The organism is Pseudoxanthomonas sp. 97-1-1 (assembly GCF_057773125.1).
In genome coordinates this window covers 627,355-649,252 of sequence record NZ_JBYMTJ010000001.1, presented here as the reverse complement: position 1 = coordinate 649,252, position 21,898 = coordinate 627,355, and the positions used below count along the sequence as shown (strand labels likewise).

The 21,898-nt window shown below is 66.2% G+C and carries 20 protein-coding genes; 11 read left to right on the top strand and 9 right to left on the bottom strand.

All coding sequences use genetic code 11. The features are described 5' to 3' along the window. Positions 1–45 precede the first annotated feature (45 nt). Both pstS (AC3DET_RS03150) and pstS (AC3DET_RS03145) read right to left on the bottom strand, forming a co-directional pair. Positions 46–1,140 carry a phosphate ABC transporter substrate-binding protein PstS gene (gene pstS, locus AC3DET_RS03150; protein ID WP_488390687.1) on the bottom strand — a complete coding sequence of 365 codons (1,095 nt, stop codon included), beginning with the start codon at positions 1,138–1,140 and terminating at the stop codon, positions 46–48. A 211-nt stretch (positions 1,141–1,351) separates the two neighbouring features. Beyond that, positions 1,352–2,362, bottom strand: a complete 1,011-nt coding sequence (pstS, locus tag AC3DET_RS03145) for a phosphate ABC transporter substrate-binding protein PstS (protein ID WP_225590940.1) — start codon at positions 2,360–2,362, stop codon at positions 1,352–1,354. 451 nt (positions 2,363–2,813) lie between these two features. Between pstS (AC3DET_RS03145) and AC3DET_RS03140 the strand changes: the two genes are divergently transcribed. Beyond that, positions 2,814–4,112, top strand: coding sequence for an OprO/OprP family phosphate-selective porin (locus tag AC3DET_RS03140; protein ID WP_446537477.1), 1,299 nt, complete (start codon positions 2,814–2,816; stop codon positions 4,110–4,112). 176 nt (positions 4,113–4,288) lie between these two features. Here AC3DET_RS03140 and nth read toward each other — a convergent pair whose 3' ends face one another. Genes nth through AC3DET_RS03125 form a run of 3 tightly spaced genes read right to left on the bottom strand, consistent with a single transcriptional unit; the run spans position 4,289 to position 6,136 of the window. After that, the gene (gene nth / locus AC3DET_RS03135) at positions 4,289–4,957 is read right to left on the bottom strand and encodes an endonuclease III (RefSeq protein ID WP_446537476.1); all 669 of its coding nucleotides are present in this window, start codon (positions 4,955–4,957) and stop codon (positions 4,289–4,291) included. Then, positions 4,954–5,337, bottom strand: a complete 384-nt coding sequence (locus tag AC3DET_RS03130; RefSeq protein ID WP_488390686.1) for a hypothetical protein — start codon at positions 5,335–5,337, stop codon at positions 4,954–4,956. The genes nth and AC3DET_RS03130 overlap by 4 nt, the downstream gene beginning before the upstream one ends. A 16-nt stretch (positions 5,338–5,353) precedes the next feature. Continuing rightward, complete coding sequence (locus AC3DET_RS03125; protein ID WP_488390685.1) at positions 5,354–6,136, bottom strand: enoyl-CoA hydratase/isomerase family protein; 783 nt, start codon at positions 6,134–6,136, stop codon at positions 5,354–5,356. Between the two features lie 162 nt (positions 6,137–6,298). Between AC3DET_RS03125 and AC3DET_RS03120 the strand changes: the two genes are divergently transcribed. The 3 genes from AC3DET_RS03120 (at position 6,299) to AC3DET_RS03110 (ending at position 8,838) form a co-directional block, all read left to right on the top strand. Then, positions 6,299–7,000: an FKBP-type peptidyl-prolyl cis-trans isomerase N-terminal domain-containing protein gene (locus AC3DET_RS03120; RefSeq protein ID WP_142123851.1), complete on the top strand. Its 702-nt coding sequence runs from the start codon at positions 6,299–6,301 to the stop codon at positions 6,998–7,000. Between the two features lie 174 nt (positions 7,001–7,174). Next, entirely contained in the window at positions 7,175–7,978 is an 804-nt protein-coding gene (locus AC3DET_RS03115) for a CoA pyrophosphatase (protein ID WP_488390684.1), read from the top strand. After that, positions 7,975–8,838, top strand: coding sequence for a sulfurtransferase (locus AC3DET_RS03110; RefSeq protein ID WP_488390683.1), 864 nt, complete (start codon positions 7,975–7,977; stop codon positions 8,836–8,838). The genes AC3DET_RS03115 and AC3DET_RS03110 overlap by 4 nt, the downstream gene beginning before the upstream one ends. 12 nt (positions 8,839–8,850) lie before the next feature. On the opposite strand, the gene AC3DET_RS03105 is transcribed toward AC3DET_RS03110, so the two are convergent. Continuing rightward, on the bottom strand, positions 8,851–9,627 hold the full coding sequence (locus AC3DET_RS03105) for an enoyl-CoA hydratase/isomerase family protein (RefSeq protein ID WP_488390682.1): 777 nt from the start codon (positions 9,625–9,627) through the stop codon (positions 8,851–8,853). A 38-nt stretch (positions 9,628–9,665) separates the two neighbouring features. Here AC3DET_RS03105 and AC3DET_RS03100 point away from each other — a divergent pair, with 38 nt between their 5' ends. Then, entirely contained in the window at positions 9,666–10,109 is a 444-nt protein-coding gene (locus AC3DET_RS03100) for a copper chaperone PCu(A)C (RefSeq protein WP_488390681.1), read from the top strand. Positions 10,110–10,285: 176 nt separating this feature from the next. Here the strand turns inward: AC3DET_RS03100 and AC3DET_RS03095 are convergent, their stop codons facing one another. After that, a complete protein-coding gene (locus AC3DET_RS03095) occupies positions 10,286–10,714 on the bottom strand; it encodes an acyl-CoA thioesterase (protein WP_488390680.1) in 429 nt (142 codons plus the stop codon). Beyond that, positions 10,711–13,656 (bottom strand): excinuclease ABC subunit UvrA, encoded by a 2,946-nt coding sequence (gene uvrA, locus AC3DET_RS03090; RefSeq protein ID WP_488390679.1) that lies wholly within the window; start codon positions 13,654–13,656, stop codon positions 10,711–10,713. The genes AC3DET_RS03095 and uvrA overlap by 4 nt, the downstream gene beginning before the upstream one ends. A gap of 436 nt (positions 13,657–14,092) precedes the next feature. On the opposite strand from uvrA, the gene rplU reads away from it, so the two are divergent. From rplU to cgtA, 3 genes are all read left to right on the top strand, one after another. After that, positions 14,093–14,401: a 50S ribosomal protein L21 gene (rplU, locus tag AC3DET_RS03085; protein WP_055935657.1), complete on the top strand. Its 309-nt coding sequence runs from the start codon at positions 14,093–14,095 to the stop codon at positions 14,399–14,401. A 12-nt stretch (positions 14,402–14,413) separates the two neighbouring features. Beyond that, entirely contained in the window at positions 14,414–14,674 is a 261-nt protein-coding gene (gene rpmA / locus AC3DET_RS03080; protein WP_142123858.1) for a 50S ribosomal protein L27, read from the top strand. 157 nt (positions 14,675–14,831) lie between these two features. Beyond that, positions 14,832–15,893 carry an Obg family GTPase CgtA gene (gene cgtA / locus AC3DET_RS03075; protein WP_488390678.1) on the top strand — a complete coding sequence of 354 codons (1,062 nt, stop codon included), beginning with the start codon at positions 14,832–14,834 and terminating at the stop codon, positions 15,891–15,893. 134 nt (positions 15,894–16,027) lie between these two features. Here cgtA and rpsT read toward each other — a convergent pair whose 3' ends face one another. Next, positions 16,028–16,297 (bottom strand): 30S ribosomal protein S20, encoded by a 270-nt coding sequence (gene rpsT / locus AC3DET_RS03070; RefSeq protein WP_192200626.1) that lies wholly within the window; start codon positions 16,295–16,297, stop codon positions 16,028–16,030. Positions 16,298–16,424: 127 nt separating this feature from the next. Between rpsT and murJ the strand changes: the two genes are divergently transcribed. The 3 genes from murJ (at position 16,425) to ileS (ending at position 21,894) form a co-directional block, all read left to right on the top strand. Further along, positions 16,425–18,035, top strand: a complete 1,611-nt coding sequence (gene murJ, locus AC3DET_RS03065) for a murein biosynthesis integral membrane protein MurJ (protein WP_488390677.1) — start codon at positions 16,425–16,427, stop codon at positions 18,033–18,035. A gap of 83 nt (positions 18,036–18,118) precedes the next feature. Beyond that, positions 18,119–19,066, top strand: coding sequence for a bifunctional riboflavin kinase/FAD synthetase (locus tag AC3DET_RS03060; protein ID WP_337730254.1), 948 nt, complete (start codon positions 18,119–18,121; stop codon positions 19,064–19,066). Next, complete coding sequence (gene ileS / locus AC3DET_RS03055; RefSeq protein WP_488390676.1) at positions 19,063–21,894, top strand: isoleucine--tRNA ligase; 2,832 nt, start codon at positions 19,063–19,065, stop codon at positions 21,892–21,894. The genes AC3DET_RS03060 and ileS overlap by 4 nt, the downstream gene beginning before the upstream one ends. The last annotated feature ends 4 nt before the right edge of the window (positions 21,895–21,898 follow it).

Here is a 21,898-nt window from a genome sequence, read left to right as displayed (position 1 = left end):
CGTGATGACACCGGGCCGCTCATGGGGCGGCCCGGCGCGTTCCCTTCAGAGCTTGATTTCGGCGGCCCAGTACTTCTCGATCTGTCCCACCAGCTCGGGCGGCAGCGGAACGTAGTCCAGTTCGTTCGCCTGCGCCTGGCCCTGCTCGTAGGCCCACCTGAAGAAGTCCAGGGTGTGCCTGGCTTTCGCGGCATCCTTCGGCTGCTTGTAGACCAGGATGAAGTTGGTCGCCGTGATCGGCCACGCCTGTTCGCCGGGCGCATTCGTGATGACCAGGTTGAAGTCCTTGGCATTCGCCCAGTCGGCGCTGGCCGCCGCAGCGGCGAAGCTCTCCGCCGTGGGCTGCACGAACTGGCCGGCCGCATTCTGCAGCGACGCGTACGACATGTTGTTCTGCTCGGCGTACGCCAGTTCGACGTAGCCGATGGAGCCCTTCAGCTGGCGCACGTACGCCGCCACGCCTTCGTTGCCCTTGCCGCCGACGCCGCCGGGCCAGTTGACGCTGGTACCTTCGCCGACCTTCGTCTTCCACTCGCCGCTGACCTTGGACAGGTAGTTGACGAAGTTGAAGGTGGTGCCCGAGCCATCCGAGCGGTGCACGGTATTGATCTTGCCGGCCGGCAGGGTCACGCCCGGATTGAGCGCGGCGATGGCCGGATCGTTCCAGGTCGTGATCTTGTGCAGGAAGATGTCGGCCAGCACGGTGCCGCTGAGCTTCAGCTGCCCGGGCTGCAGGCCTTCCACGTTGATGACGGGCACCACGCCGCCGATGACCGACGGAAACTGGCCCAGGCCAGCCTGCGCCAGCTCTTCGGACGACAGCGGCTTGTCCGACGAACCGAAATCGACGGTCGCGGCCTTGATCTGCGCGATGCCGCCGCCCGAACCGATGGACTGGTAATTGATCTTGGCGCCGGTGGCCTTGTTGTAGTCGGTCGACCAGCGGGCCATCAGCGGGTAGATGAACGAGGCGCCGGCCCCGGTGATCTCGGCGGAGATCTTCTGCGCACCTTCGGTCGCTGCCGGGGTGGCCTCATTGCCTGCCGTCGCGGCGGGTGCGTCGGTCTTGCCGCCGCAACCGGCGACGAACAAGGCGGTTGCCAGGGCCAGCGTGGCCAGGCGAGCGTTACGGACGTGCATGGGATCTCCGGACGTGTCGTTTGTGATCCACGCTATGAAATGATGTTTTTGTTACAGCGTGATGACATGGCGGTCTCGCACTGTCATGCGACAGGACGTGCCTGTTCGTGCGCCAAAAAAAGGCGGGCCCGAAGGCCCGCCCGGGTGATGCAGGCGCGGGAGGAACGCCGCATCGGGCCGGCACGGGGAGAGACCGTGCCGGCGGGTGCGATCAGTACTTCAGGTTGGCCTTCCAGTAGGTCTCGATCTGCTGCACCAGGGCCGGCGGCAGCGGCACGTAGTCGAGCGACTTGGCCTGGGCGTCGCCATTGGCGTAGACCCAGCGGAAGAAGTCGCGGGCGTCCTTGTTGCCCTTCTTCGGTGCCTTGTACATCAGGATGAAGTTGGTGGCGGTGATCGGCCAGGAGTTCGCGCCCGGGGCATTGGTCATGACCAGGTAGAAGTCCTTCGACTTGCCCCACTCGGCGCTGGCGGCGGCGGCGGCGAAGGATTCCTCGCTGGGCTGCACGTAGTTGCCGGAGGCGTTCTTCAGGCTGGCGTAGGCCATCTTGTTCTGCAGCGCGTACGACAGTTCGACGTAGCCGATGCCGCCTTTGATCTGCTTCACGTAGGCCGCGACGCCTTCGTTGCCCTTGCCGCCCACGCCGGTCGGCCACTGCACGGAGGTGCCTTCACCCACCTTGGTCTTCCACTCCGGGCTGACCTTGGACAGGTAGTTGACGAAGTTGAAGGTGGTGCCCGAACCGTCCGAACGACGGACCACCGTGATGCGCTGCGCCGGCAGCGTCAGGCCGGGGTTCAGCGCGGCGATGGCGGGATCGTTCCAAGTCTTGATGGTGCCCAAGAAGATGTTGGCCAGCGTGGGGCCATCCAGCTTCAGCTGGCCCGGCTTCAGGCCGGCCACGTTCAATACCGGCACCACGCCGCCGATCACCGACGGGAACTGGGCCAGGCCGTACTTGGCCAGCTCTTCGGGCTTCAGCGGGGCATCGGAAGAACCGAAATCCACCGTGCCGGCCTTGATCTGCGCGATGCCGCCACCCGAACCGATGGACTGGTAGTTCACGCGGTTGTTGGAAGCCTTGGCGTAGTCGGCAGACCACTTGGTCATCACCGGATACACGAACGATGCACCGGCGCCGGTCACGTCGGCAGCGAACGCCTGCGCGGAGAAAGCAGACGCCAGCGCCAGCAGCGCCACGCGGGATTTGATCGAGTTCAACACGGAAGTCTCCTGGGAGAAGGCAGGGTGAAAGGCACAGGCGTGCCCGTTGGGTGGCCATTCCACGACGTTTGTGTGACAGCCCCGTGTCGTGATTGCGACAGTCGCGTGACGGAATCCGGGCGGCCCATGCGTGGTCGCCACGTGCCACCTCTCCGTGACTGTGGGCGAGCGGAGCGGGGGGGAGGGATCGGCCACCGGACGCGACCCGTCCCGCCATCCGCTTCCTTTCTATATATGCGGCTGACCACCGCGGAGCCGCTGGCGGGCGTGGTCGCCGTCTCGCTGTCACACGACGGTCATGAAACTCACATGTGACTGCAAGATTTCACTCCCATCCTTTAGCGCATCTTTGACGGGCGCTTAATGATTTCCGAAGGTGAACTCGGAAGTGAAGCACGGCGTCCACGAAGCCAGCGTCCTTACTCCTACTTCCACTCGGAGAGTCACCATGCGTTATTCCCTCCTGGCTGCCGCGCTTGCCGTTGCCATGGGCAGCACCAGCTTTTCGGCCGCCGCTGCCGACAACCGTGACCAGCAGATCGCCGAACTGAAGGCGCAGCTGGAAGCCATGCAGACCAAACTGCTGGAACTGGAAGAACGCACCGACGCGCAGTCGGACGTGAACCTCGACACGGCGGCGCAGCTGGACAAGCTCAACACCGGCTCGCCGAAGATCGACACCAAGGGCGGCATCAAGGTCACCTCGGCCGACGGCAAGTTCGAAGCTACCGTGGGCGGCCGTATCCACTTCGATACCTATGCCTTCGATCGCGATCTCGCCAGCACCACGGGCACCACCGAGTTCCGTCGCGCGCGCCTGACCCTGGGCGGCAAGGCCTATGGCTGGGAATACAAGCTGGAGCAGGACTTCGGCGCCGGCACCAACCTGGACGGCCTGCGTGATGCCTATATCGCCAAGTCGGCGCTGGGTGGCAAGTTCACCATCGGTCACTTCAAGCCTTACCGCGCGATGGAAGAACTGACCAGCTCCAACGAACTGCTGATGATGGAGCGTCCGTTCGCTTCGGCCACCGGTCTGTTCAGCAGCCGTCAGTTCCAGCAGGGCGTGGGCTACCTGCGCGCCGGCGAGAACTACACCGCCGGCGTCAGCGTGTTCAACCTGCGCGGCGCTGCAAGTGCACGCAACGAAGGCGTCGGCTCGGCCGGCCGCGTGACGTTCGCGCCGATCAACAACGACAACAACACCCTGCACTTCGGTGCGTGGTACAGCTACGAGAACGCCAACAACGGCTCGGACAACCTGGCCGCCACGTTCAACTACGCCGGCCGCCGTGGCCCGTCGCAGGCCATCGCCACCACCACCGGTGCGAGCCGCAACCAGGTGACCGCCTACGCGCTGGAAGCCGCCGGCTCGTTTGGTCCCGCGTTCTTCCAGGCCGAGTACGCCGATGCCACCTTCGGCCAGCCGCTCGGTCGCGACCAGGACGTGACCAGCTACTACGTGCAGGGCAGCTTCATGCTCAACGGTGGCCACAAGGGCTACAAGGCGGCGACGGGTGTATTCGCATCGCCGAAGTACGTCGACAAGGGTCTGTGGGAACTGACGGCGCGCTATGACTATGCAGAGAACGAAACGCTGAACCGCGAGGTCACCAGCTGGATCCTCGGCATGAACTACTACGTCAACCCGAACCTGCGCTTCATGTTCAACTACACGCAGGGTGACAACGAAGTCACCGGCGACGAGACCGCCCAGTACGCGCTGCGCACGCAGTTCAGCTGGTAAGCACCGCACAGGCTGCAAACGAGAAACCCCGGGCATGTCCCGGGGTTTTTTATATAGGGTTTCACCGTGGGAGCGACGCAAGTCGTTATGAGGCTCTACCAGCGACCCCATCGCGACTTGCGTCGCTCCCACACAGGGCTGCCTCCGAGGCCTGCCGCGGACATACCTGCGGGCGCTCACGGAGGCAGCGTCTTGTCCTTGAACCGGCAGAGGTCGCGGATCACGCATTGCGGACAATCCGGTTTGCGCGCCTTACAGACGTAGCGGCCATGCAGGATCAGCCAGTGATGCGCGTCCTGCATGAACTCCGCCGGCACCACCTTCACCAGCCTGTCCTCCACCGCCCGCACGTCCTTGCCCGGTGCAAGCCCGGTCCGGTTGGCGACGCGGAAGATGTGCGTGTCCACTGCCATGGTGGGCTCGCCGAATGCCGTATTCAGCACCACGTTGGCGGTCTTGCGGCCCACGCCGGGCAAGGCTTCGAGTGCCTCGCGCGAACGTGGCACTTCGCCGCCGTGTTCGTCGAGCAGGATGCGGCAGGTGGCGATGACGTTCTTCGCCTTCGCGTTGAACAGGCCGATGGTCGAGATGTACTTCTTCAGCCCGTCCTCGCCCAGCGCCAGCAAGGTCGCGGGCGTGTTGGCCACGGGGAACAGGCGCCGGGTCGCCTTGTTGACGCCCACGTCGGTCGCCTGCGCGGACAATGTCACTGCGACCAGCAATTCGAAGGGCGTGCTGTATTCCAGCTCGGTGGTCGGCTTCGGGTTGAGCTCGCGCAAGCGCGAGAAGAGCTCCACGACTTCCGCGCGCGTGAGCGTGGGACTGCGCCGGGGCGCACGCGTCATCGCTTCGACCTGTCGGCTGCCTTGGCCTTGGCACGTGCCAGGATCGCCGCAGCGCTGGCAGGCAACGCAGGGCGCTCCGGGGCAGAGGACGCGGTGTCCGTGCTGGCAGGGACGGCCGCCAGGCGTCGGGCTTCGCGTTCCTGTGCGCGCCGGGCCAGGCGCACCTGCCGCAACCGGTAGCGGCGGCGGGCGTCCCAGGCGGTACGCAGCCGCGCCTGCGCCTGCATCACGGGCGCGATCGTTCCTGGATCGCCACCCGTGCACCCGCAGGCAGTGAACGTCATCAGGCCCGCCTCGATCGCGCCATCGACATCGTCTGCCATGAGCAGGGCATGCAGTGACCGCGCGAGGTCGCACGCAGGGCAGGGACAGGGAGTCATCGCGATGCCCCGCCGCTCAGCGCCCGGCGAAGGCCGGCTTGCGGCGTTCGATGAAGGCACGCGTGCCTTCGCGCATGTCATCGGTGGCGAACATCAGGCCGAACTGCGCGGTTTCGTACTGCAGCCCTTCTTCGATGCCGCACTCGCCGCCGACATTCACGGCATCGAGCGTTGCGCGCAGTGCAAGCGGCGCGGACGCGGCCAGTTGCGCCGCGACCTTCGCCGTTTCGGCCTCCAGCTCCGCCACCGGCACCACGCGGGTGACGATGCCCAGCTGCAGTGCACGCTCGGCCGTAACCGGGGCACCGAGCAGGCAGAGTTCCAGCGTGGCCGAACGCCCGGCCAGGCGCAGCAACCGCTGGCTTCCACCGAAGCCCGGGATCAGTCCGAGGTTGATCTCGGGTTGGCCTACCTTGGCCGTATCCGCCGCAATGCGGAGATGGCAGGCCATGGCCAGTTCCAGCCCGCCGCCCAGGGCGAAGCCGTTCACCATCGCGATGACCGGCTTGGGCAGCGTCTCGATGCTGCGCATCAGTTTCTGGCCGCGCAGGGAGAAATCGCGACCCTCCGTGGCGCGCAGGTCTGCCATTTCGGCGATGTCGGCGCCAGCGACGAACGCCTTGGGGCCGGTGCCGGTCAGCACGACGACTCTGACGGCCGCATCGGCAGCTGCTGCGTCGAACGCCGCCTGCAGCGCATCGAGCGTGGCGGCATTGAGGGCATTCAGCTTGTCGGGGCGGTTCACGGTGATGCGGCGGACACCTTCCGCATCGGTAACGAGGACGAGACTGTCGGGCATGGGTTTTCTGCGATGAATTGTAAAATTTGAGTGAAGCGGGAACTCTGCCATGAAGGCCCGGTCAGACCAGCCTGTCGTCAGTGGCGGTTAAGCGCCCCGGCGGCTATCCTAGCGCGTCCATTTCCAGGCGGTATGCCGCCGCCCAATCCGGAGAGTGTGTTGATGAAGGTGCGTTCGTTAGTGGTCGCAGTTGCGGCATTCGCCATGGCCGGTAGCGCCCTGGCCCAGGACGTCTCGTCCGAGAAGGGCAAGTTGAGCTACTACTTCGGTTACGACTATGGCAACAATCTGGCCGAGCTGACCGCACGTGGCGAACAGCTGGACATCAATTCGGTGGTGAAGGGCCTGCAGGACGCCTACGCCAAGCAGAAGCCGGCGCTGACGTCCGAGCAGCTCAAGCCCGCCCTGGAAGCCTTCCAGAAGCGCGAGCAGACCCGCGCGCAGCAGGCCAAGGCCGAGTACGACAAGGTGGCGGCCGAGAACAAGACCAAGAGCGACCAGTTCATCGGTACGTTCAAGGGCCAGCCGGGCGTGAAGTCGCTGGCCAGCGGTGTCCCCTACAAGGTGCTGGAGAACGGCAACGGTGCCAAGCCGACCCAGGCCAGCACGGTTGAACTGCTGGTGTCCGGTCCGTATCCGTTCGGCCAGCGCCCGGCCGAGGCACGCCCGGCGCAGCAGATGAAGGACCTGAAGGTCAGCGCCGTCGAGATGCCGGCCATGCGCGAAGCCCTGCTGCAGATGCCTGCAGGCGCCAAGTGGGAAGTCGCCCTGCCGCCGGACAAGGCCTATGGTGCCGATCCCCGCACCGGTTTTCCGCCGAACGTGGCGGTGGTCTTCGAGATCAAGCTGGTCAGCGTCAAGTGACGCAATGACGCGTCCGCGCACCGCGCGGGCGCCCCGGTCATTGCGTCATCCCCGCGCAGGCGGGGAGCCAGTGGCTGTCAACACCACGTTCCGTCTGCGCCGGCCTTGTGCCGGCGCAGTGCTTTTCAGCGGCGGGCAGCGTTTCCGCGCTACCCTCCGCAGGTGCCAGATGAAATGAATACCGCTTTCCGCGCCGTGCTCAGCCCATGCATCGGCGTCTGTACGTTGGACGACGAGGGGCTCTGCGTAGGCTGTCTTCGCACCACTTCGGAAATCGCGCGCTGGTCGCAGATGAACGATGACGAACGCTTGCGTCTGATGGGGGCCGTGCTGCCGGCCCGCGAGCGGGCGCGCGTGCCGCTGGAACAACGTCTGCGCGAAGGTGGCGCCCTGCGCCGCGCCCTGCATCCGCTGGGTGCCATGCCGGCCGAGGCGGGCTGGAACCACGATGATCTGGTCGACCTTCTGCCGCCGGGACCATTGGCCGAAGCGGCCGTGCTGGCGGGACTGATTCCCCGCGAGGAGGGCACCCAGGTGCTGCTGACCCGCCGCACCGATGGCCTGCGCCACCACGGCGGGCAGGTGAGCTTCCCGGGCGGCCGCATTGAGCCGACCGATGCCGATGCCATCGCGGCGGCCTTGCGCGAAAGCCATGAGGAAATCGCGTTGCCGGCGTCGCAGGTGACGCCGCTGGGCTTCCTCGATCCATTCACGACGATCAGTGGATTCCGCGTGGTGCCGGTGGTCGCGGTGATCGACCCCGCCTTCGTGCCAGTGCCCGAACCGAATGAAGTGGCCGATGTGTTCGAAGTGCCGCTCGACTACCTGCTGTCGCCGGACAACCTTCGCCGCGTCGAAGTCGACTATCGCGGGCGCCGGCGCGTCGTGCTTGAGTACGCGTGGCCTGGACAGCGCATCTGGGGCGCGACGGCCGCCATCCTGTTCAACCTGCGGCAACGGCTGGAGCAGCTTGCATGAATACGAACTGGAACACCTTGGTCGATGCGCCTGCGTTGTCCGCCGTTCTCGGCGATCCGGGAGTGCGGCTGGTGGATGCGCGCTTCGTGATGCTCAATGCGGCACCGGATGCGGGCCGCCAGGCCTATGCCCATTCGCACCTGCCCGGCGCGGTGTACGCCGACCTGAATCTCGACTTGTCGGATCTGTCGAAGGTCGGTGAGGGTCGCCATCCGTTGCCCGACAGCGACGTGCTCGCCCGCAGGTTGGGCGAATGGGGGATCGGGCCGGAACACCAGGTGGTGGTCTACGACGCCGGCGACGGCAGCATGGCGGCCGCGCGCCTGTGGTGGTTGTTGAGGCTGATGGGGCATCCGCGGGTGGCGGTGCTGGATGGAGGATTGGCCGCATGGCGTGTCATGGGTGGAGAGGAAACCGCCGAGGTTGCCGCACCGCCACCTGTCGCGGCGTATCCGTCGCGTATGGATGGCCGTCAGCTCGTCAGTGCGGACGAAGTCCTGGACCGGTTGGACGAAGACAGTGGTTGGCTTGTCGATGCGCGGGCGGCCGAGCGCTTCCGTGGCGACGTCGAACCCATCGATCCGGTCGCCGGGCATGTGCCGGGCGCGCTCAACCGTCCGTTCGCACAGAACCTGCGTGAGGGCCGTTTCAAGCCGGCGGAGGAGCTCCGCCTCGAGCTGTCTTCGCTGCTGGGTGCGCGCGCTCCTGGCGACACTGTGTTGATGTGCGGATCCGGCGTGACGGCTTGCCACCTACTGCTCGCCTTCGAACACGCCGGCCTGCGCGGTGCGCGGGTGTATCCCGGTTCGTGGAGCGGCTGGATCAGCGATCCATCGCGTCCTGTCGCCCGCGGCGACTGACGGCGCGACGCCTCACTTCTTCAGCTTGTCCACCAGAGCGCGCAACGCCTGCTGCGTATCGGGCGCATGCCATGCATCGACGAAGCGTTCCAACTGGATCAGGGAAGGGTCCAGGGCCTCGACCAGGTCGCGGCGGGCGAGGGCGCGCGTCTGCAGCATCGGGTGGTGCGGCAGGCCCAGCAGTTGCTGCAGCCAGGCCACCGAATGGGCGACAACCTCCTGCTGATCGACCAGTTCGTCCACCAGGCCGATGTCGAGCGCACGTTCGGCGGGCACCATTTCGCCCGCGACCAGCAGGCGTTCCGCGCGGTAGTTCCCGACCACGCGACGCATCAGGCGCTGGATGCCCTCCGGTACCACCAGCCCCACCTGGGTCTCGTTGAGACCGAGCGCGAAGGGACGGGCGGGATCCGCGCTGCGCGCCATCACGCGATAGTCGCAGCACAGCGCCAGGACGCAGCCGCCGGCCGGCGCGTGGCCGGTGATGGCCGCCACCACCGGTACCCGTGATTCGGCCAGCGTGCGCGCCGCGCCGAAGAATGCCTGCCAGGCATCGAGAAGCGCCTTGCGGTCGTCGCCCAGCGAGAGCAGATAGGGAACGTCCATGCCGGCAGAGAAGATCTTCGGGTTGCCGGCCAGCACGATGCCGCGCGCGCCATCGTCCATCGCGTGGTTGATCGCCTCGATCAATGCGCGGCACAGGTCGGTATTCAAGGCATTGACCGGCGGCCGGGCGAGGCGGATCTCGCGGATGTCGCCGTGATCGGTGGTGTCGATGAGCGCCGTCATTCATCCTCTCCCTGAAGTCAGGCCAGTATCATAGGCGCATGAACCGTCGCTCCGGAACGATCCGCCTCTCCGCGCTGTTGATCGCCTGCATGGGCTCCGCCAACGCGGCGGAGTGCCTGCCCGTGGTGAAGGGGGCCTGGGTGCGCCTGCCACCGGTCGCGATGCCGATGATGGCGGGCTTCGCCCGCATCGAGAATCCCTGCGCGAAGCCGGTGAGCGTCACCGGTGCCGAAAGCCTGGCCTTCGCCGACGTGTCGCTGCACGAGACGCGCGAGGAAAACGGCGTCAGCCGCATGCGCGAAGTGGCCACGCTGCCCATCGCGCACGGCAAGGCCGCCGAACTGAAGCCCGGCGGGCTGCATCTGATGCTGCATGGCCCTTACGCGCCGATAGCGGCTGGCGAGAAAGTCGTGATCACGTTGAGGCTGGCCGACGGGCGTTCACTGCCCGTCGCGTTCGACGTGCGCAAGACCGCGCCCTGAGCGCGTCGATTCCTATAGGAGCGACGTGAGTCGCGACCGCGGACCTGAAGCGACGCGGCAGAACCGGAAGCATGGACCAGCGTAGACGGAAGCAATTGGATAGCCTTTTGCATCCGCTGTCCCAGGAAGATTCCGGTCGCGACTTACGTCGCTCCTGCAGGGGGCCAAGAGCGCCGTTATTCCGACACCGCGCGGATCGCCGCCGGCAGTGGCGCGCTGTGGCCGGTCTGCGTGTCCATCCACACCACCACCACGTTGCCGTCGGAATACAGCACGCTGTCGTCCTTCGCCGACACGATGCGGTGGCCGATGGTCACGCTGCTGGTGCCCAGGCGGTCGACGTAGAGTTCCACCACCACGTCGTTCGGCCAGGTCAGCGGGCGCTTGTAGTTGATGTTGTTGGCGGCCACGACCGGTGCGATGCGGTCCGTCATCGACACGTCCGGCACCGTCAGCATCCAGCGCACGCGTGCTTCTTCCAGGTACGAGATGTACTTGGCGTTGTTGACGTGGCCCATGCTGTCCATGTCGCGCCAGCGCACGCTGATCGGGATCTTCGCCAGCAGTTTGCGGCCAGCGTCGTTGGCATCGGGAGTGGTGCTCATCGTGCGGCCTTCTTCGTCGTGGACTTGGTGGTTTTCTTGGTGGCGGACTTGCGCGGGGGTAGCACGTCAGGCTTGGCGACCGCGGCCGGCTTGCTGGCCTTGGGCGTCTTCGATTCCGGCAGCAGCTTGGCGAGGAAGCGTCCGGTGTGCGAACCGGGGTGCGCCGCGATGTCTTCCGGCGTGCCGGTGGCCAGGATCTGGCCGCCGCGATGGCCGCCTTCCGGCCCCAGGTCCACCACCCAGTCGGCGGTCTTGATGACGTCCAGGTTGTGCTCGATCACCACAATGGTGTTGCCGTCGTCGCGCAGCTTGTGCAACACGGCCAGCAGGTGCTCGATATCGTGGAAGTGCAGGCCGGTGGTCGGCTCATCCAGGATGTACAGCGTGCGGCCGGTGTCGCGGCGCGAAAGTTCCTTCGACAGCTTCACGCGCTGCGCTTCACCGCCGGACAGCGTGGTCGCGCTCTGGCCCAGTTTGATGTAGCTGAGGCCCACGTCCATCAGCGTTTCCAGCTTGCGCGCGATCGACGGCACCGGCTCGAACAGGGTCAGCGCATCCTCGACCGTCATTTCCAGCACGTCGTTGATGTTGTAGCCCTTGTAGAGGATTTCCAGTGTCTCGCGGTTGTAGCGCTTGCCGTGGCAGACATCGCAGGGCACGTACACGTCGGGCAGGAAGTGCATCTCCACCTTGATCATGCCGTCGCCCTGGCAGGCCTCGCAGCGGCCGCCACGCACGTTGAAGCTGAAACGTCCCGGCGAGTAGCCGCGCGCGCGCGACTCCGGCACCTGCGCATACAGTTCGCGCAGCGGCGTGAACAGCCCCGTGTAGGTCGCCGGATTGGAACGTGGTGTACGGCCGATCGGCGACTGGTCGATGTCGACGACCTTGTCGAACAGGTCCAGGCCGGTCACTTCACGGTACGGTGCCGGCTTGTGCGAGGCGCCGTTGATCTCGTTGGCGGCCAGCGAGTACAGCGTGTCGTTGATCAGCGTGGACTTGCCCGAACCCGATACGCCGGTGATGCAGGTGAACAGCCCCGACGGGATGTCCAGGTCCACGTCCTTCAGGTTGTTGCCGGCGGCGCCGCGCAGGTGCAGCGTCATCTTCGGGTTCGCCTTGTGGCGCGCCTTCGGCACTTCGATCTGGCGCTTGCCGGACAGGTACTGTCCGGTCAGCGAGCGCGGCGACTTCAGCAGGTCGTCCAGGGTGCCCTGGCCGACGATCTCGCCGCCGTGCACGCCGGCACCCGGTCCGATGTCCAGCACGTAGTCGGCCATGCGAATGGCGTCCTCATCGTGCTCCACCACGATCACGGTGTTGCCGAGATCACGCAGGCGCGTCAGCGTACCGAGCAGCCGTTCGTTGTCGCGCTGGTGCAGACCGATGCTGGGTTCGTCCAGTACGTACATCACGCCGACCAGGCCGGCGCCGATCTGCGAGGCCAGGCGGATGCGCTGCGCTTCACCGCCGGAAAGTGTGTCGGCCTTGCGTTCCAGCGTCAGGTAATCCAGGCCCACGTCGACCAGGAATCCCAGGCGTTCGGCAATTTCCTTGACGATCTTGGTAGCGATCTCACCGCGCCAGCCGGGCAGGTCGAGGCCGCGGAAGAACGCCAGCGCTTCGTCCACCGGCAGTACCACCAGCGATGGCAGCGGACGGTCGGCGACGAACACGTTGCGCGCGGACTTGTTGAGGCGTGCGCCCTGGCAATCGGGGCAGGGACGATCGCTGATGTACTTCGCCAGTTCCTCGCGCACGGCTGGCGATTCCGTCTCGCGATAGCGGCGTTCCAGGTTCGGCACGATGCCCTCGAAGCGATGCTTGCGCTGCGTGCGCCCGCCCGATTCGGTGAGGTAGGTGAAGGTGATCACCTCTTCGCCACTGCCATACAGCACCGCCTGCTGCACTTTCTCCGGCAGCGACTGCCACGGCGCGTCGGTGTCGAACTGGTAATGCTTGGCCAGCGATGCGATCAGCTGGAAGTAGTAAGCATTGCGACGATCCCAGCCGCGTACGGCACCGGCGGCCAGCGACAGCTCCGGATGCACGACCACGCGCGAGGGGTCGAAGAACTGCGCCACGCCCAGGCCGTCGCACGTGGGGCAGGCGCCGACCGGCGAGTTGAACGAGAACAGGCGCGGTTCCAGTTCCGGCAGCGAGTAATCGCAGACCGGGCAGGAATATTTCGACGAGAACAGCAGCGGGGCCGCGTCGGGCTGGTCGAGCGACATCAACTGCGCCATGCCGTCGCCCAGCTTCAGCGCGGTCTCGAAACTTTCCGCCAGACGCTGCTTGAGGTCTTCGCGCGGACGGAAGCGATCGATCACCGCTTCGATGGTGTGCTTCTGGCGCAGCGCCAGCGGCGGCACGGCGTCGATCTCGTGCAACTCACCATCGACGCGAACGCGCACGAAACCCTGCGCGCGCAGCTGGTCGAACACCTGCGCATGTTCGCCCTTGCGCTCGCGGATCACCGGTGCCAGCAGCATGTAGCGCTGCTCGCCGTCGAGGGCCAGCACCTGGTCGACCATCTGGCTGACGGTCTGCGCCTCCAGCGGATAGCCGTGGTCCGGGCAGCGCGGCAGGCCGACGCGGGCGTACAGCAGGCGCAGGTAGTCGTAGATCTCGGTGATCGTGCCGACGGTCGAACGCGGGTTGTGGCTGGTCGACTTCTGTTCGATCGAGATCGCCGGCGACAGGCCCTCAATGTGGTCGACGTCGGGCTTCTCCATCACCGACAGGAACTGCCGCGCGTACGCGGACAGCGATTCCACGTAGCGGCGCTGACCCTCGGCGTAGATGGTGTCGAACGCCAGCGACGACTTGCCGGAACCGGACAGGCCGGTGATCACGATCAGCTTGTCGCGCGGCAGGTCTAGATCGATGTTCTTGAGGTTGTGGGTGCGGGCTCCGCGGATGCGGATGAAGTCCATGGCCATCGGGTGGGGGGATCCGGAAAGCGAACAAGGAAGCGTAGCGATCTGCCTAGGTGGGGGCAAATAGCGCCATTGCCATCGAAGCAGCGGGTTCGGGTGGGCGCTCAGTCAGCCGGGCAGCCGGTCGGGTGGGCCTGGCTGCCGCCGTGCCCGCGACCGCCGTCCGCAAGCAGGGCCACGGTGGGGGCGATCCATCCAAGTCATTGATCTACAATGGTCCGCCCCGTTGCCGGCGGGGCCTGTTACCGCCATCAGCCGCCAGTCTGCGCGCCAATGCGGACATTCCCTGTCCGTGAAGAAAGTCCCCGGGGAGCCGGAGGCTGGTCGGGGGTGGGGAGCGGGTTGACCGTAACTCGCTGAATCCACTAAAATTCCGCTTCTGTCCGCCCTCGATGGCAGGCAGGCTCCAGAAAATAACTACAGAAACCAAGGAATCCACATGTACGCAGTCGTAGTCACGGGCGGTAAGCAGTACCGCGTGATGAAGGGCGAGACGCTCCGCGTCGAGAAGCTCGAAGCCGAAGCCGGCAACGAACTCACCTTCGACAACATCCTGATGCTGGGCGATGGCGAGACCATCAGCCTGGGCGACGCCCTGAAGGGCGCCACCGTCACCGCGAAGGTCGTCGGCCATGGCCGCGCCGACAAGGTGCGCATCATCAAGTTCCGCCGCCGCAAGCACCACATGAAGCGCCAGGGTCACCGGCAGCATTACACCGAAATCGAAATCACCGGCATCAACAAGTAAGGAGAAGCAGTCATGGCACATAAAAAGGGCGTAGGCTCATCGCGCAACGGCCGCGACTCCAACCCGAAGATGCTGGGCGTCAAGGTCTTTGGTGGTCAGGCGATCGATGCGGGCAACATCATCATCCGCCAGCGTGGCACCCAGTTCCATCCGGGTCCGGGCGTCGGCCTGGGCCGCGACCACACGCTGTTCGCGCTGGTCGACGGCAAGGTCGAGTTCTCGATCAAGGGCGCCAAGAAGCGCCGCACCGTGAGCGTGGTAACGGAAGCCTGAGGCTTTCGCGCACGCCGAGCGAAGGGCCCCGCCGCGTGCGGGGCTTTTCGTTTGCGGGCACCGTGGCTGCGGCTGCGGCATGATTTCAACGCCCTGGCTTCAACCCCGCTTCACGCACCTGTTGCACCTTCCCCCCCCATTACGTCAGTCCAATCCCATGAAACTCGTAGACGAAGCAGAAATCCAGGTCGGCGCCGGCAACGGCGGCAACGGTTGCGTGGGGTTCCGCCGCGAGAAGTTCATTCCGCTGGGTGGGCCGGACGGAGGTGATGGTGGTAACGGCGGCAGCGTCTGGCTGCAGGCCGACGAGAATCTCAACACCCTGGTCGACTTCCGCCACCAGACCCAGTTCCGCGCCCAGCGTGGCGAGAACGGCATGGGTCGGCAGATGTACGGCAAGGCCGGCGAAGACCTGACCATCACCGTGCCCGTGGGCACGGTGGTGACCAATGTCAGTACCGATGAAGTGATCGGTGACCTTACCCGGCACGGCGACCGCCTGCTGGTGGCCAAGGGCGGCAAGGGCGGGCTGGGCAACATGCATTTCAAGAGCTCGATCACCCGTGCGCCGCGCAAGGCGACGCCGGGTGAAGAGGGCGAGGAGCGCCTGCTGAAGCTGGAACTGAAGCTGCTGGCCGATGTCGGCCTGCTCGGCTTCCCCAACGCCGGCAAGAGCACCTTCATCCGCGCGGTGTCGGCGGCGACGCCGAAGGTGGCCGACTATCCGTTCACCACGCTGTACCCGAACCTCGGCGTGGTCAGCGTGGAAGCGCACCGGAGTTTCGTGATCGCGGACATCCCGGGCCTGATCGAAGGCGCCGCCGACGGTGCCGGCCTGGGCGCGACGTTCCTGCGTCACCTGCAGCGCACGCGCATCCTGCTGCACCTGGTGGACATGGCGCCGATGGAGGGCGGCGTGGACGGCATCGATCCGGTCGAGCAGGTCCGCGCCATCGAGCGCGAACTCGAGAAGCATGATCCCGAACTGCTGCAGAAGCCGCGTTGGCTGGTGCTCAACAAGGCCGACCTGATGTTCGAGGATGAGGCCAGGGAGCGGGCGGACGAGATCATCGCCAGCCTTGGCTGGACCCGGCCGTGGTACCAGGTGTCCGCCATTTCGCGCGAGGGCACCTGGCCGATCATGAAGGACGTGATGGCGTTCTTCGACCGCCTGAAGGAAGAGGCCGACGAGGCCGCCCGCGAGGGCGGAGAAAAATAAGCCCGCCGGAAGGCGGGTTTTTTTCGGTGTGGTTGGCGATCGTACGGTTCCGGCATCCCGGCATTGACGCGCAGGCAAAAAGAAACCCGCCTTGCGGCGGGCTTCCGTGTCTTCGCGTTGCATACCGCCGTGAATCAGGCCGCTTGCAGGGCCTTGATGCGGGCGTTCAGGCGGCTCTTGTGGCGGGCGGCCTTGTTCTTGTGGATCAGGCCGCGCGAGCTCAGGCGGTCGAGGATCGGCTGGGCCGTGACGAACGCGGCCTGGGCGCCGGCGGCGTCGTTGGCGTCGAGCGCCTTCAGGACTTTCTTGACGGCGGTGCGCAGCATCGAACGCTGGCCGGCGTTGCGCGCGTTGCGCACGACGGTCTGCTTGGCGCGCTTCTTGGCGGACTTGATATTGGCCACAGTGGGATTCCTGGTGAATACCTGAGAGAATTCAGGGGGTGAACGGAAGACGGGTAATAGAGCCGGAAATTATGGGGCATTCAATGGGTTGCGTCAACCTGGGTCGTCCCCGGGAAAAGGGGGGGCGATGAGCGGCAGGTTGCTGCGTTCGGCCGCCGTCTTCAGCTCCATGACCTTCCTGTCCCGGCTCTCGGGACTGGTCCGGGACCAGGTCTACGCCCACGTCTTCGGAGCGGGCGGGATGATGGATGCCTTCTTCGTGGCGTTCCGGATCCCCAATTTCATGCGGCGGCTCTCGGCCGAAGGGTCGTTCTCGATGGCCTTCGTCCCGGTGCTGGCCGAGTACAAGGCCACCCGCAGCGCGCAGGAGGTCAAGGCTCTGGTCGATCGGGTGGCCGGCACCCTGGCGGCCGCGCTGATGGTGCTGACCGCCATCGTCATCCTGCTGGCGCCGCAGATCGCCCGCCTGATCGCGCCGAACTTCGATGCCGCGCAGATGGCGATGCTGACCGACCTGCTGCGCATCACGTTCCCCTACGCGCTGTTCATCTCGCTGGCGTCGCTGGTCGGCGCTGTGCTCAACAGCTACCAGCGTTTCGCCATCCCCGCGCTGTCGCCGGTACTGCTGAATGTGGCGATGATCTCGGCGGCGCTGTCCGCCAAGCACTGGTTCGGCAGTTCGGTGATGGTGCTGGGGTGGGGCGTGTTCATCGCCGGCGTACTGCAGTTGGGGTTCCAGTTGCCGTCGCTGTTCCGGCTCGGCCTGCTGCCGCGCCCGCGGCTGGACTTCGCCCATGCCGGCGTGCGCAGGATCCTGACCCTGATGGTGCCCACGCTGTTCGGCTCCTCGGTGACCCAGTTCAACCTGCTGCTCAATACATGGATTGCCGCGCTGCTGGTCAGCGGCAGTGTCAGCTGGCTGTACTACAGCGACCGTCTGCTGGAATTCCCGCTGGGCATGTTCGGTGTCGCCATCGGCACGGTGATCCTGCCGCACCTGTCCAGCCGCCATGCCGAAACCGACCCGGACGGTTACTCGAAGGGTCTGGACTGGGGCTTCCGGCTTTGCCTGCTGATCGGCCTGCCGGCCTGCGCCGGGTTGGTCCTGTGCGCCCAGCCGCTTCTGTCGACGCTGTTCCAGTACGGCCAGTTCGATGCCACGGACGTGCAGATGGCCAGCTGGAGTCTGATGGCCCAGTCCATCGCCGTGCCTGCCTTCCTGCTGGTGAAAGTGCTGGCACCGGCGTTCTATTCGCGCCAGGACACCCGCACCCCGGTGAAAGCCGCGATCGTGGCGGTTCTGACCAATGCGCTGTGCACGCTGCTGTTCTTCGCCGCGATGCTCTATGGCACGGAGCCCGGCCGCCAAGCGCTGGAGGCGGCCGGTGGCAACCTGAAGAATGCGCTAGGCCAAGTGCAGGGCGCCCACGCGCTGCTGGCGTTGGCCATCGCCATCGCCGGCTGGGTCAATGCGTTGCAACTGGCCTGGCTGCTGCGGAAGGCAGGCGTCTATCGCCGCCAGCCGGGGTGGGGTCGCTTCCTCCGCCAGATCGGTGTGGCGACATTCGCCATGACGCTGGTGGTGCTGGCATTCCGGCTGGCCTGGCCGGACTGGTCGGCTTGGGCATGGTGGGAACGAGGGTGGCGCCTGGCGGTGACGGTGGGCGCAGGCGGCGCGCTCTACGGCGGCCTGCTCTGGCTGCAGGGCATCCGTCCACATGACCTGCGTGGGCATTGAAGCTGGCCCGGGCGGCTATACTTCAAGGTCTTGCGACGCAATCCCGGTCCGGCCTTGCATGGTCGACCTTCAGACAGGAATCCATGAGCAGGCTGTTCCGTGACGTCGATGGCGGGTCTCTGTGCCCGCACGGTAGCGTGGTCTGCATCGGCGCCTTCGATGGCCTCCACTCGGGCCACCGTGCGCTGGTGCGGCATGCGGTGACGCGTGCCCGTGCGCTGGGCGTGCCGGCGGTGGTGGTCACCTTCGAGCCGCTGCCGCGCGAGTTCTTCGCCAGGGACAACCCGCCGCCGAGGCTGACCCTGGCCCGGGCCAAAGTCGAAGGCCTGCTCGACCTGGGTGCCGATCATGTCGGCCTGCTGCGTTTCGACGCAAAACTCTCGGCCATGTCGGCCGAAGACTTCGTCCGCACGCTGCTGGTCGGTCGCCTGGCGGCACGCGAAGTATGGATCGGCCCGGAGTTCCGTTTCGGCCACCGTCGCGGTGGCGACCTCGCCCTCCTGCAGGCGATGGGGAGCGAACTGGGTTTCAGCGCCGGCGAAATCGAGCCTGTGCACGCCCAGGGCGACCGCGTCTCCAGCACCCGCATCCGTGAAGCGCTGAAGAGCGGCGACTTCACCACCGCCACCCGCCTGCTGGGTCGGACGTACGCGATCGGCGGCCGCGTCGTGCGCGGCAAGCAGCTAGGCCGCACGCTCGGCTTTCCCACCGCCAACCTGCGCTTTCCGAAGACGCCGGCCTTGTCCGGCATCTACGCCACCTGGGTACACGGCGTTGGCGACAAGCCCTGGCCGTCGGTGTCCAGTTTCGGCACGCGGCCGACAGTGGACGGCGTGGAGCCGTTGCTGGAAGCCCACCTGTTCGACTTCGCCGGTGACCTCTACGGGCGCCATATCGAAGTCGAGTTCGTCGCCAAGCTGCGCGACGAACTGAAATTCCCCGATCTGCCCAGCCTTACCGAGCAGATGCATCGCGATGCCGACCAGGCGCGCGCCCTCCTTTCCGAACACAAAGAACGAGTGACGGCGTGAGCCAGGATTACAAAGCCACCCTCCATCTGCCCGCGACGGACTTCCCGATGCGCGGTGACCTGCCCAAGCGCGAACCCGACACGCTGGCCCGCTGGGAAAGCGAAGGCCTGTACGCCCGCTTGCGCGACAACGCGAAGGGTCGCCCGCTGTTCGTGCTGCACGATGGTCCGCCGTACGCCAACGGCGCGATCCATCTCGGCCACGCGGTCAACAAGATCCTCAAGGACATCATCGTCAAGTCGAAGTACCTGGCCGGCTTCGATGCGCCGTACATCCCGGGCTGGGACTGCCATGGCCTGCCGATCGAGATCGCTATCGAGAAGAAGTACGGCAAGGTCGGCGTGAAGCTGGACGCGGTCGAGTTCCGCCAGAAGTGCCGCGAGTACGCCGAGTCGCAGATCGACATCCAGCGCAAGGACTTCAAGCGCCTGGGTGTGACCGGTGACTGGGACAACCCGTACAAGACGCTCGATTTCCGCTTCGAAGCCAACGAGATCCGGGCGCTGGCCAAGATCGTCGCCAACGGCCACCTGACCCGCGGCGTGAAGCCCGTGCACTGGTGCTTCGACTGCGGCTCGGCGCTGGCCGAAGCCGAGATCGAATACGCCGACAAGGTCTCGCCGGCGGTGGACGTGGCCTACGCTGCGCGCGACGCGCAGGCGGTGGCGAAGGCGTTCGGCGCCACGGTGCCGGCCGATGTCGAAGTCGCCCTGCCGATCTGGACCACGACCCCGTGGACGCTGCCGGCCTCGCTGGCGATCTCGGTCGGTGGCGAACTGGAGTACGCGCTGGTCGAAGGCCCTGCGCACGACGGCAGGCGCCGCTGGCTGGTGCTGGCCGATGCGCTGGCTGCGCGCGCGCTGCAGCGCTACGGCGTCACCGACGTGGTCGTGCATGCGCGCGTGAAGGGCAGTGCGCTGGAAGGCCTGCTGTTCGCGCATCCGTTTTACGACACGCGCGACATCCCCGTGCTGCTGGGCGACCACGTGTCGGCCGAGGACGGTACCGGCGCCGTGCACACCGCGCCCGGCCACGGCCAGGAGGACTATGTCGTCAGCAAGCAGTACGGCCTGCTGGACAAGTACACCGCCGCCCAGCTCAATCCGGTCGATGGCCGTGGCGTCTACCTGCCGTCCACACCGGCCGCGCATGGCGTGGAGCTGGCCGGCCTGCACATCTGGAAGGCGAACGACACGATCGTCGACGTGCTCAAGCAGAGCGGCGCGCTGCTCGCCTTCAGCAAGCTGGAGCACAGCTACCCGCACTGCTGGCGCCACAAGACGCCCATCGCGTTCCGCGCCACGCCGCAGTGGTTCATCTCGATGGAGCAGGCCAACCTGCGCGCCGATGCGCTGGAAGCAATCAAGCACGTCGGCTGGTTCCCGCAGTGGGGCGAAGCCCGCATCGCCGGCATGGTGGATGGACGCCCGGACTGGACCATCTCGCGCCAGCGCACCTGGGGCGTGCCGATCGCCTTGTTCGTGCATCGCGAAACCGGCGAACCGCATCCGCGCAGCGTCGAGCTGATGCGCGCCGTGGCCGACAAGGTGGAGCAGGGCGGCGTCGACGTCTGGTACACGCTGGACGCGGCCGAACTGCTGGGCGACGAGTCGAAGGATTACGACAAGATCACCGACATCCTCGATGTCTGGTTCGACTCTGGCGTCACCCACGAAGCGGTGTTGCTGGAGCGCGGCATCGGCAAGCCGGCCGACCTGTACCTGGAAGGCTCCGACCAGCACCGCGGCTGGTTCCAGTCATCGCTGCTCACAGGCGTGGCGATCGACAAGGCAGCCCCGTACAAGCAGTGCCTCACCCACGGCTTCACCGTGGACGAGCACGGCCGCAAGATGTCCAAGTCGTTGGGCAACGGCATCGAGCCGCAGGACATCATGAAGACCCTGGGCGCGGACATCCTGCGCCTGTGGATCGCCAGTGCCGACTACAGCAACGAGATGTCGCTGTCGCAGGAAATCCTCAAGCGCAACGCCGACGCCTACCGGCGCCTGCGCAACACCGCGCGCTTCCTGCTCAGCAACCTCAACGGCTTCGACCCGGCGCGCGATCTGGTCGCGGTGGATGACATGGTCGCGCTGGACCGCTGGATCGTGCACCGCGCCTTCGAGCTGCAGGAAAGGATCAAGGCCGCCTACGAGCGCTACGACTTCGCCGAGATCGTGCAGGCCCTGCTGAACTTCTGCAGCGTCGACCTCGGTTCGCTGTACCTGGACGTCACGAAGGACCGCCTGTACACCATGCGCGAGGATTCGCGCGGGCGGCGCAGCGCGCAGAGCGCGATGTACCGCATCGCCGAAGCCTTCGTGCGCTGGGTGGCGCCGGTGCTCACCTTCACCGCCGACGAGATGTGGGCGTACCTGCCCGGCGAACACGCCGGCAACGTGCTGTTCGCCACCTGGTACGACGGCCTTGCGCCGCTGCCGGAGGGCGCGGCACTGAATGCCGCCGACTTCGACGAACTGCTCGCGTTGCGCGAGCAGGTGGCGAAGGTGCTGGAGCCGATGCGCGCCAACGGCCTGATCGGTGCCGCACTGGAAGCCGAGATCGCCGTGTCGGTGAGCGCGATCAAGGCAGCGAAGTGGCAGCCGCTCGCGGAGGAGCTGCGCTTCCTGTTCATCAGCGGCGACGTCACCGTCTCCGAGGTCAGTGCCGACGAGGTCTTCGTGCTGGCCACCCCGACCACCAAGAGCAAGTGCGTGCGCTGCTGGCACTACCGCGCCGATGTCGGCGCGCATGCCGGGCATCCGGAGCTGTGCGGCCGCTGCGTCAGCAACATCGACGGCGCCGGCGAAGACCGGGTGTGGTTCTGATATC

Bases quoted from the DNA above. Each gene is read 5' to 3' on its own strand.
- rplU (WP_055935657.1), top strand. From the start codon at position 14,093: ATGTACGCAGTCGTAGTCACGGGCGGTAAGCAGTACCGCGTGATGAAG.
- nth (WP_446537476.1), bottom strand. From the start codon at position 4,957: ATGACGCGTGCGCCCCGGCGCAGTCCCACGCTCACGCGCGCGGAAGTC.
- cgtA (WP_488390678.1), top strand. From the start codon at position 14,832: ATGAAACTCGTAGACGAAGCAGAAATCCAGGTCGGCGCCGGCAACGGC.
- AC3DET_RS03120 (WP_142123851.1), top strand. From the start codon at position 6,299: ATGAAGGTGCGTTCGTTAGTGGTCGCAGTTGCGGCATTCGCCATGGCC.
- AC3DET_RS03110 (WP_488390683.1), top strand. From the start codon at position 7,975: ATGAATACGAACTGGAACACCTTGGTCGATGCGCCTGCGTTGTCCGCC.
- rpmA (WP_142123858.1), top strand. From the start codon at position 14,414: ATGGCACATAAAAAGGGCGTAGGCTCATCGCGCAACGGCCGCGACTCC.
- AC3DET_RS03060 (WP_337730254.1), top strand. From the start codon at position 18,119: ATGAGCAGGCTGTTCCGTGACGTCGATGGCGGGTCTCTGTGCCCGCAC.
- AC3DET_RS03095 (WP_488390680.1), bottom strand. From the start codon at position 10,714: ATGAGCACCACTCCCGATGCCAACGACGCTGGCCGCAAACTGCTGGCG.
- AC3DET_RS03140 (WP_446537477.1), top strand. From the start codon at position 2,814: ATGCGTTATTCCCTCCTGGCTGCCGCGCTTGCCGTTGCCATGGGCAGC.
- pstS (WP_488390687.1), bottom strand. From the start codon at position 1,140: ATGCACGTCCGTAACGCTCGCCTGGCCACGCTGGCCCTGGCAACCGCC.
- AC3DET_RS03115 (WP_488390684.1), top strand. From the start codon at position 7,175: ATGAATACCGCTTTCCGCGCCGTGCTCAGCCCATGCATCGGCGTCTGT.
- AC3DET_RS03100 (WP_488390681.1), top strand. From the start codon at position 9,666: ATGAACCGTCGCTCCGGAACGATCCGCCTCTCCGCGCTGTTGATCGCC.
- murJ (WP_488390677.1), top strand. From the start codon at position 16,425: ATGAGCGGCAGGTTGCTGCGTTCGGCCGCCGTCTTCAGCTCCATGACC.
- AC3DET_RS03130 (WP_488390686.1), bottom strand. From the start codon at position 5,337: ATGACTCCCTGTCCCTGCCCTGCGTGCGACCTCGCGCGGTCACTGCAT.
- AC3DET_RS03105 (WP_488390682.1), bottom strand. From the start codon at position 9,627: ATGACGGCGCTCATCGACACCACCGATCACGGCGACATCCGCGAGATC.
- uvrA (WP_488390679.1), bottom strand. From the start codon at position 13,656: ATGGCCATGGACTTCATCCGCATCCGCGGAGCCCGCACCCACAACCTC.
- AC3DET_RS03125 (WP_488390685.1), bottom strand. From the start codon at position 6,136: ATGCCCGACAGTCTCGTCCTCGTTACCGATGCGGAAGGTGTCCGCCGC.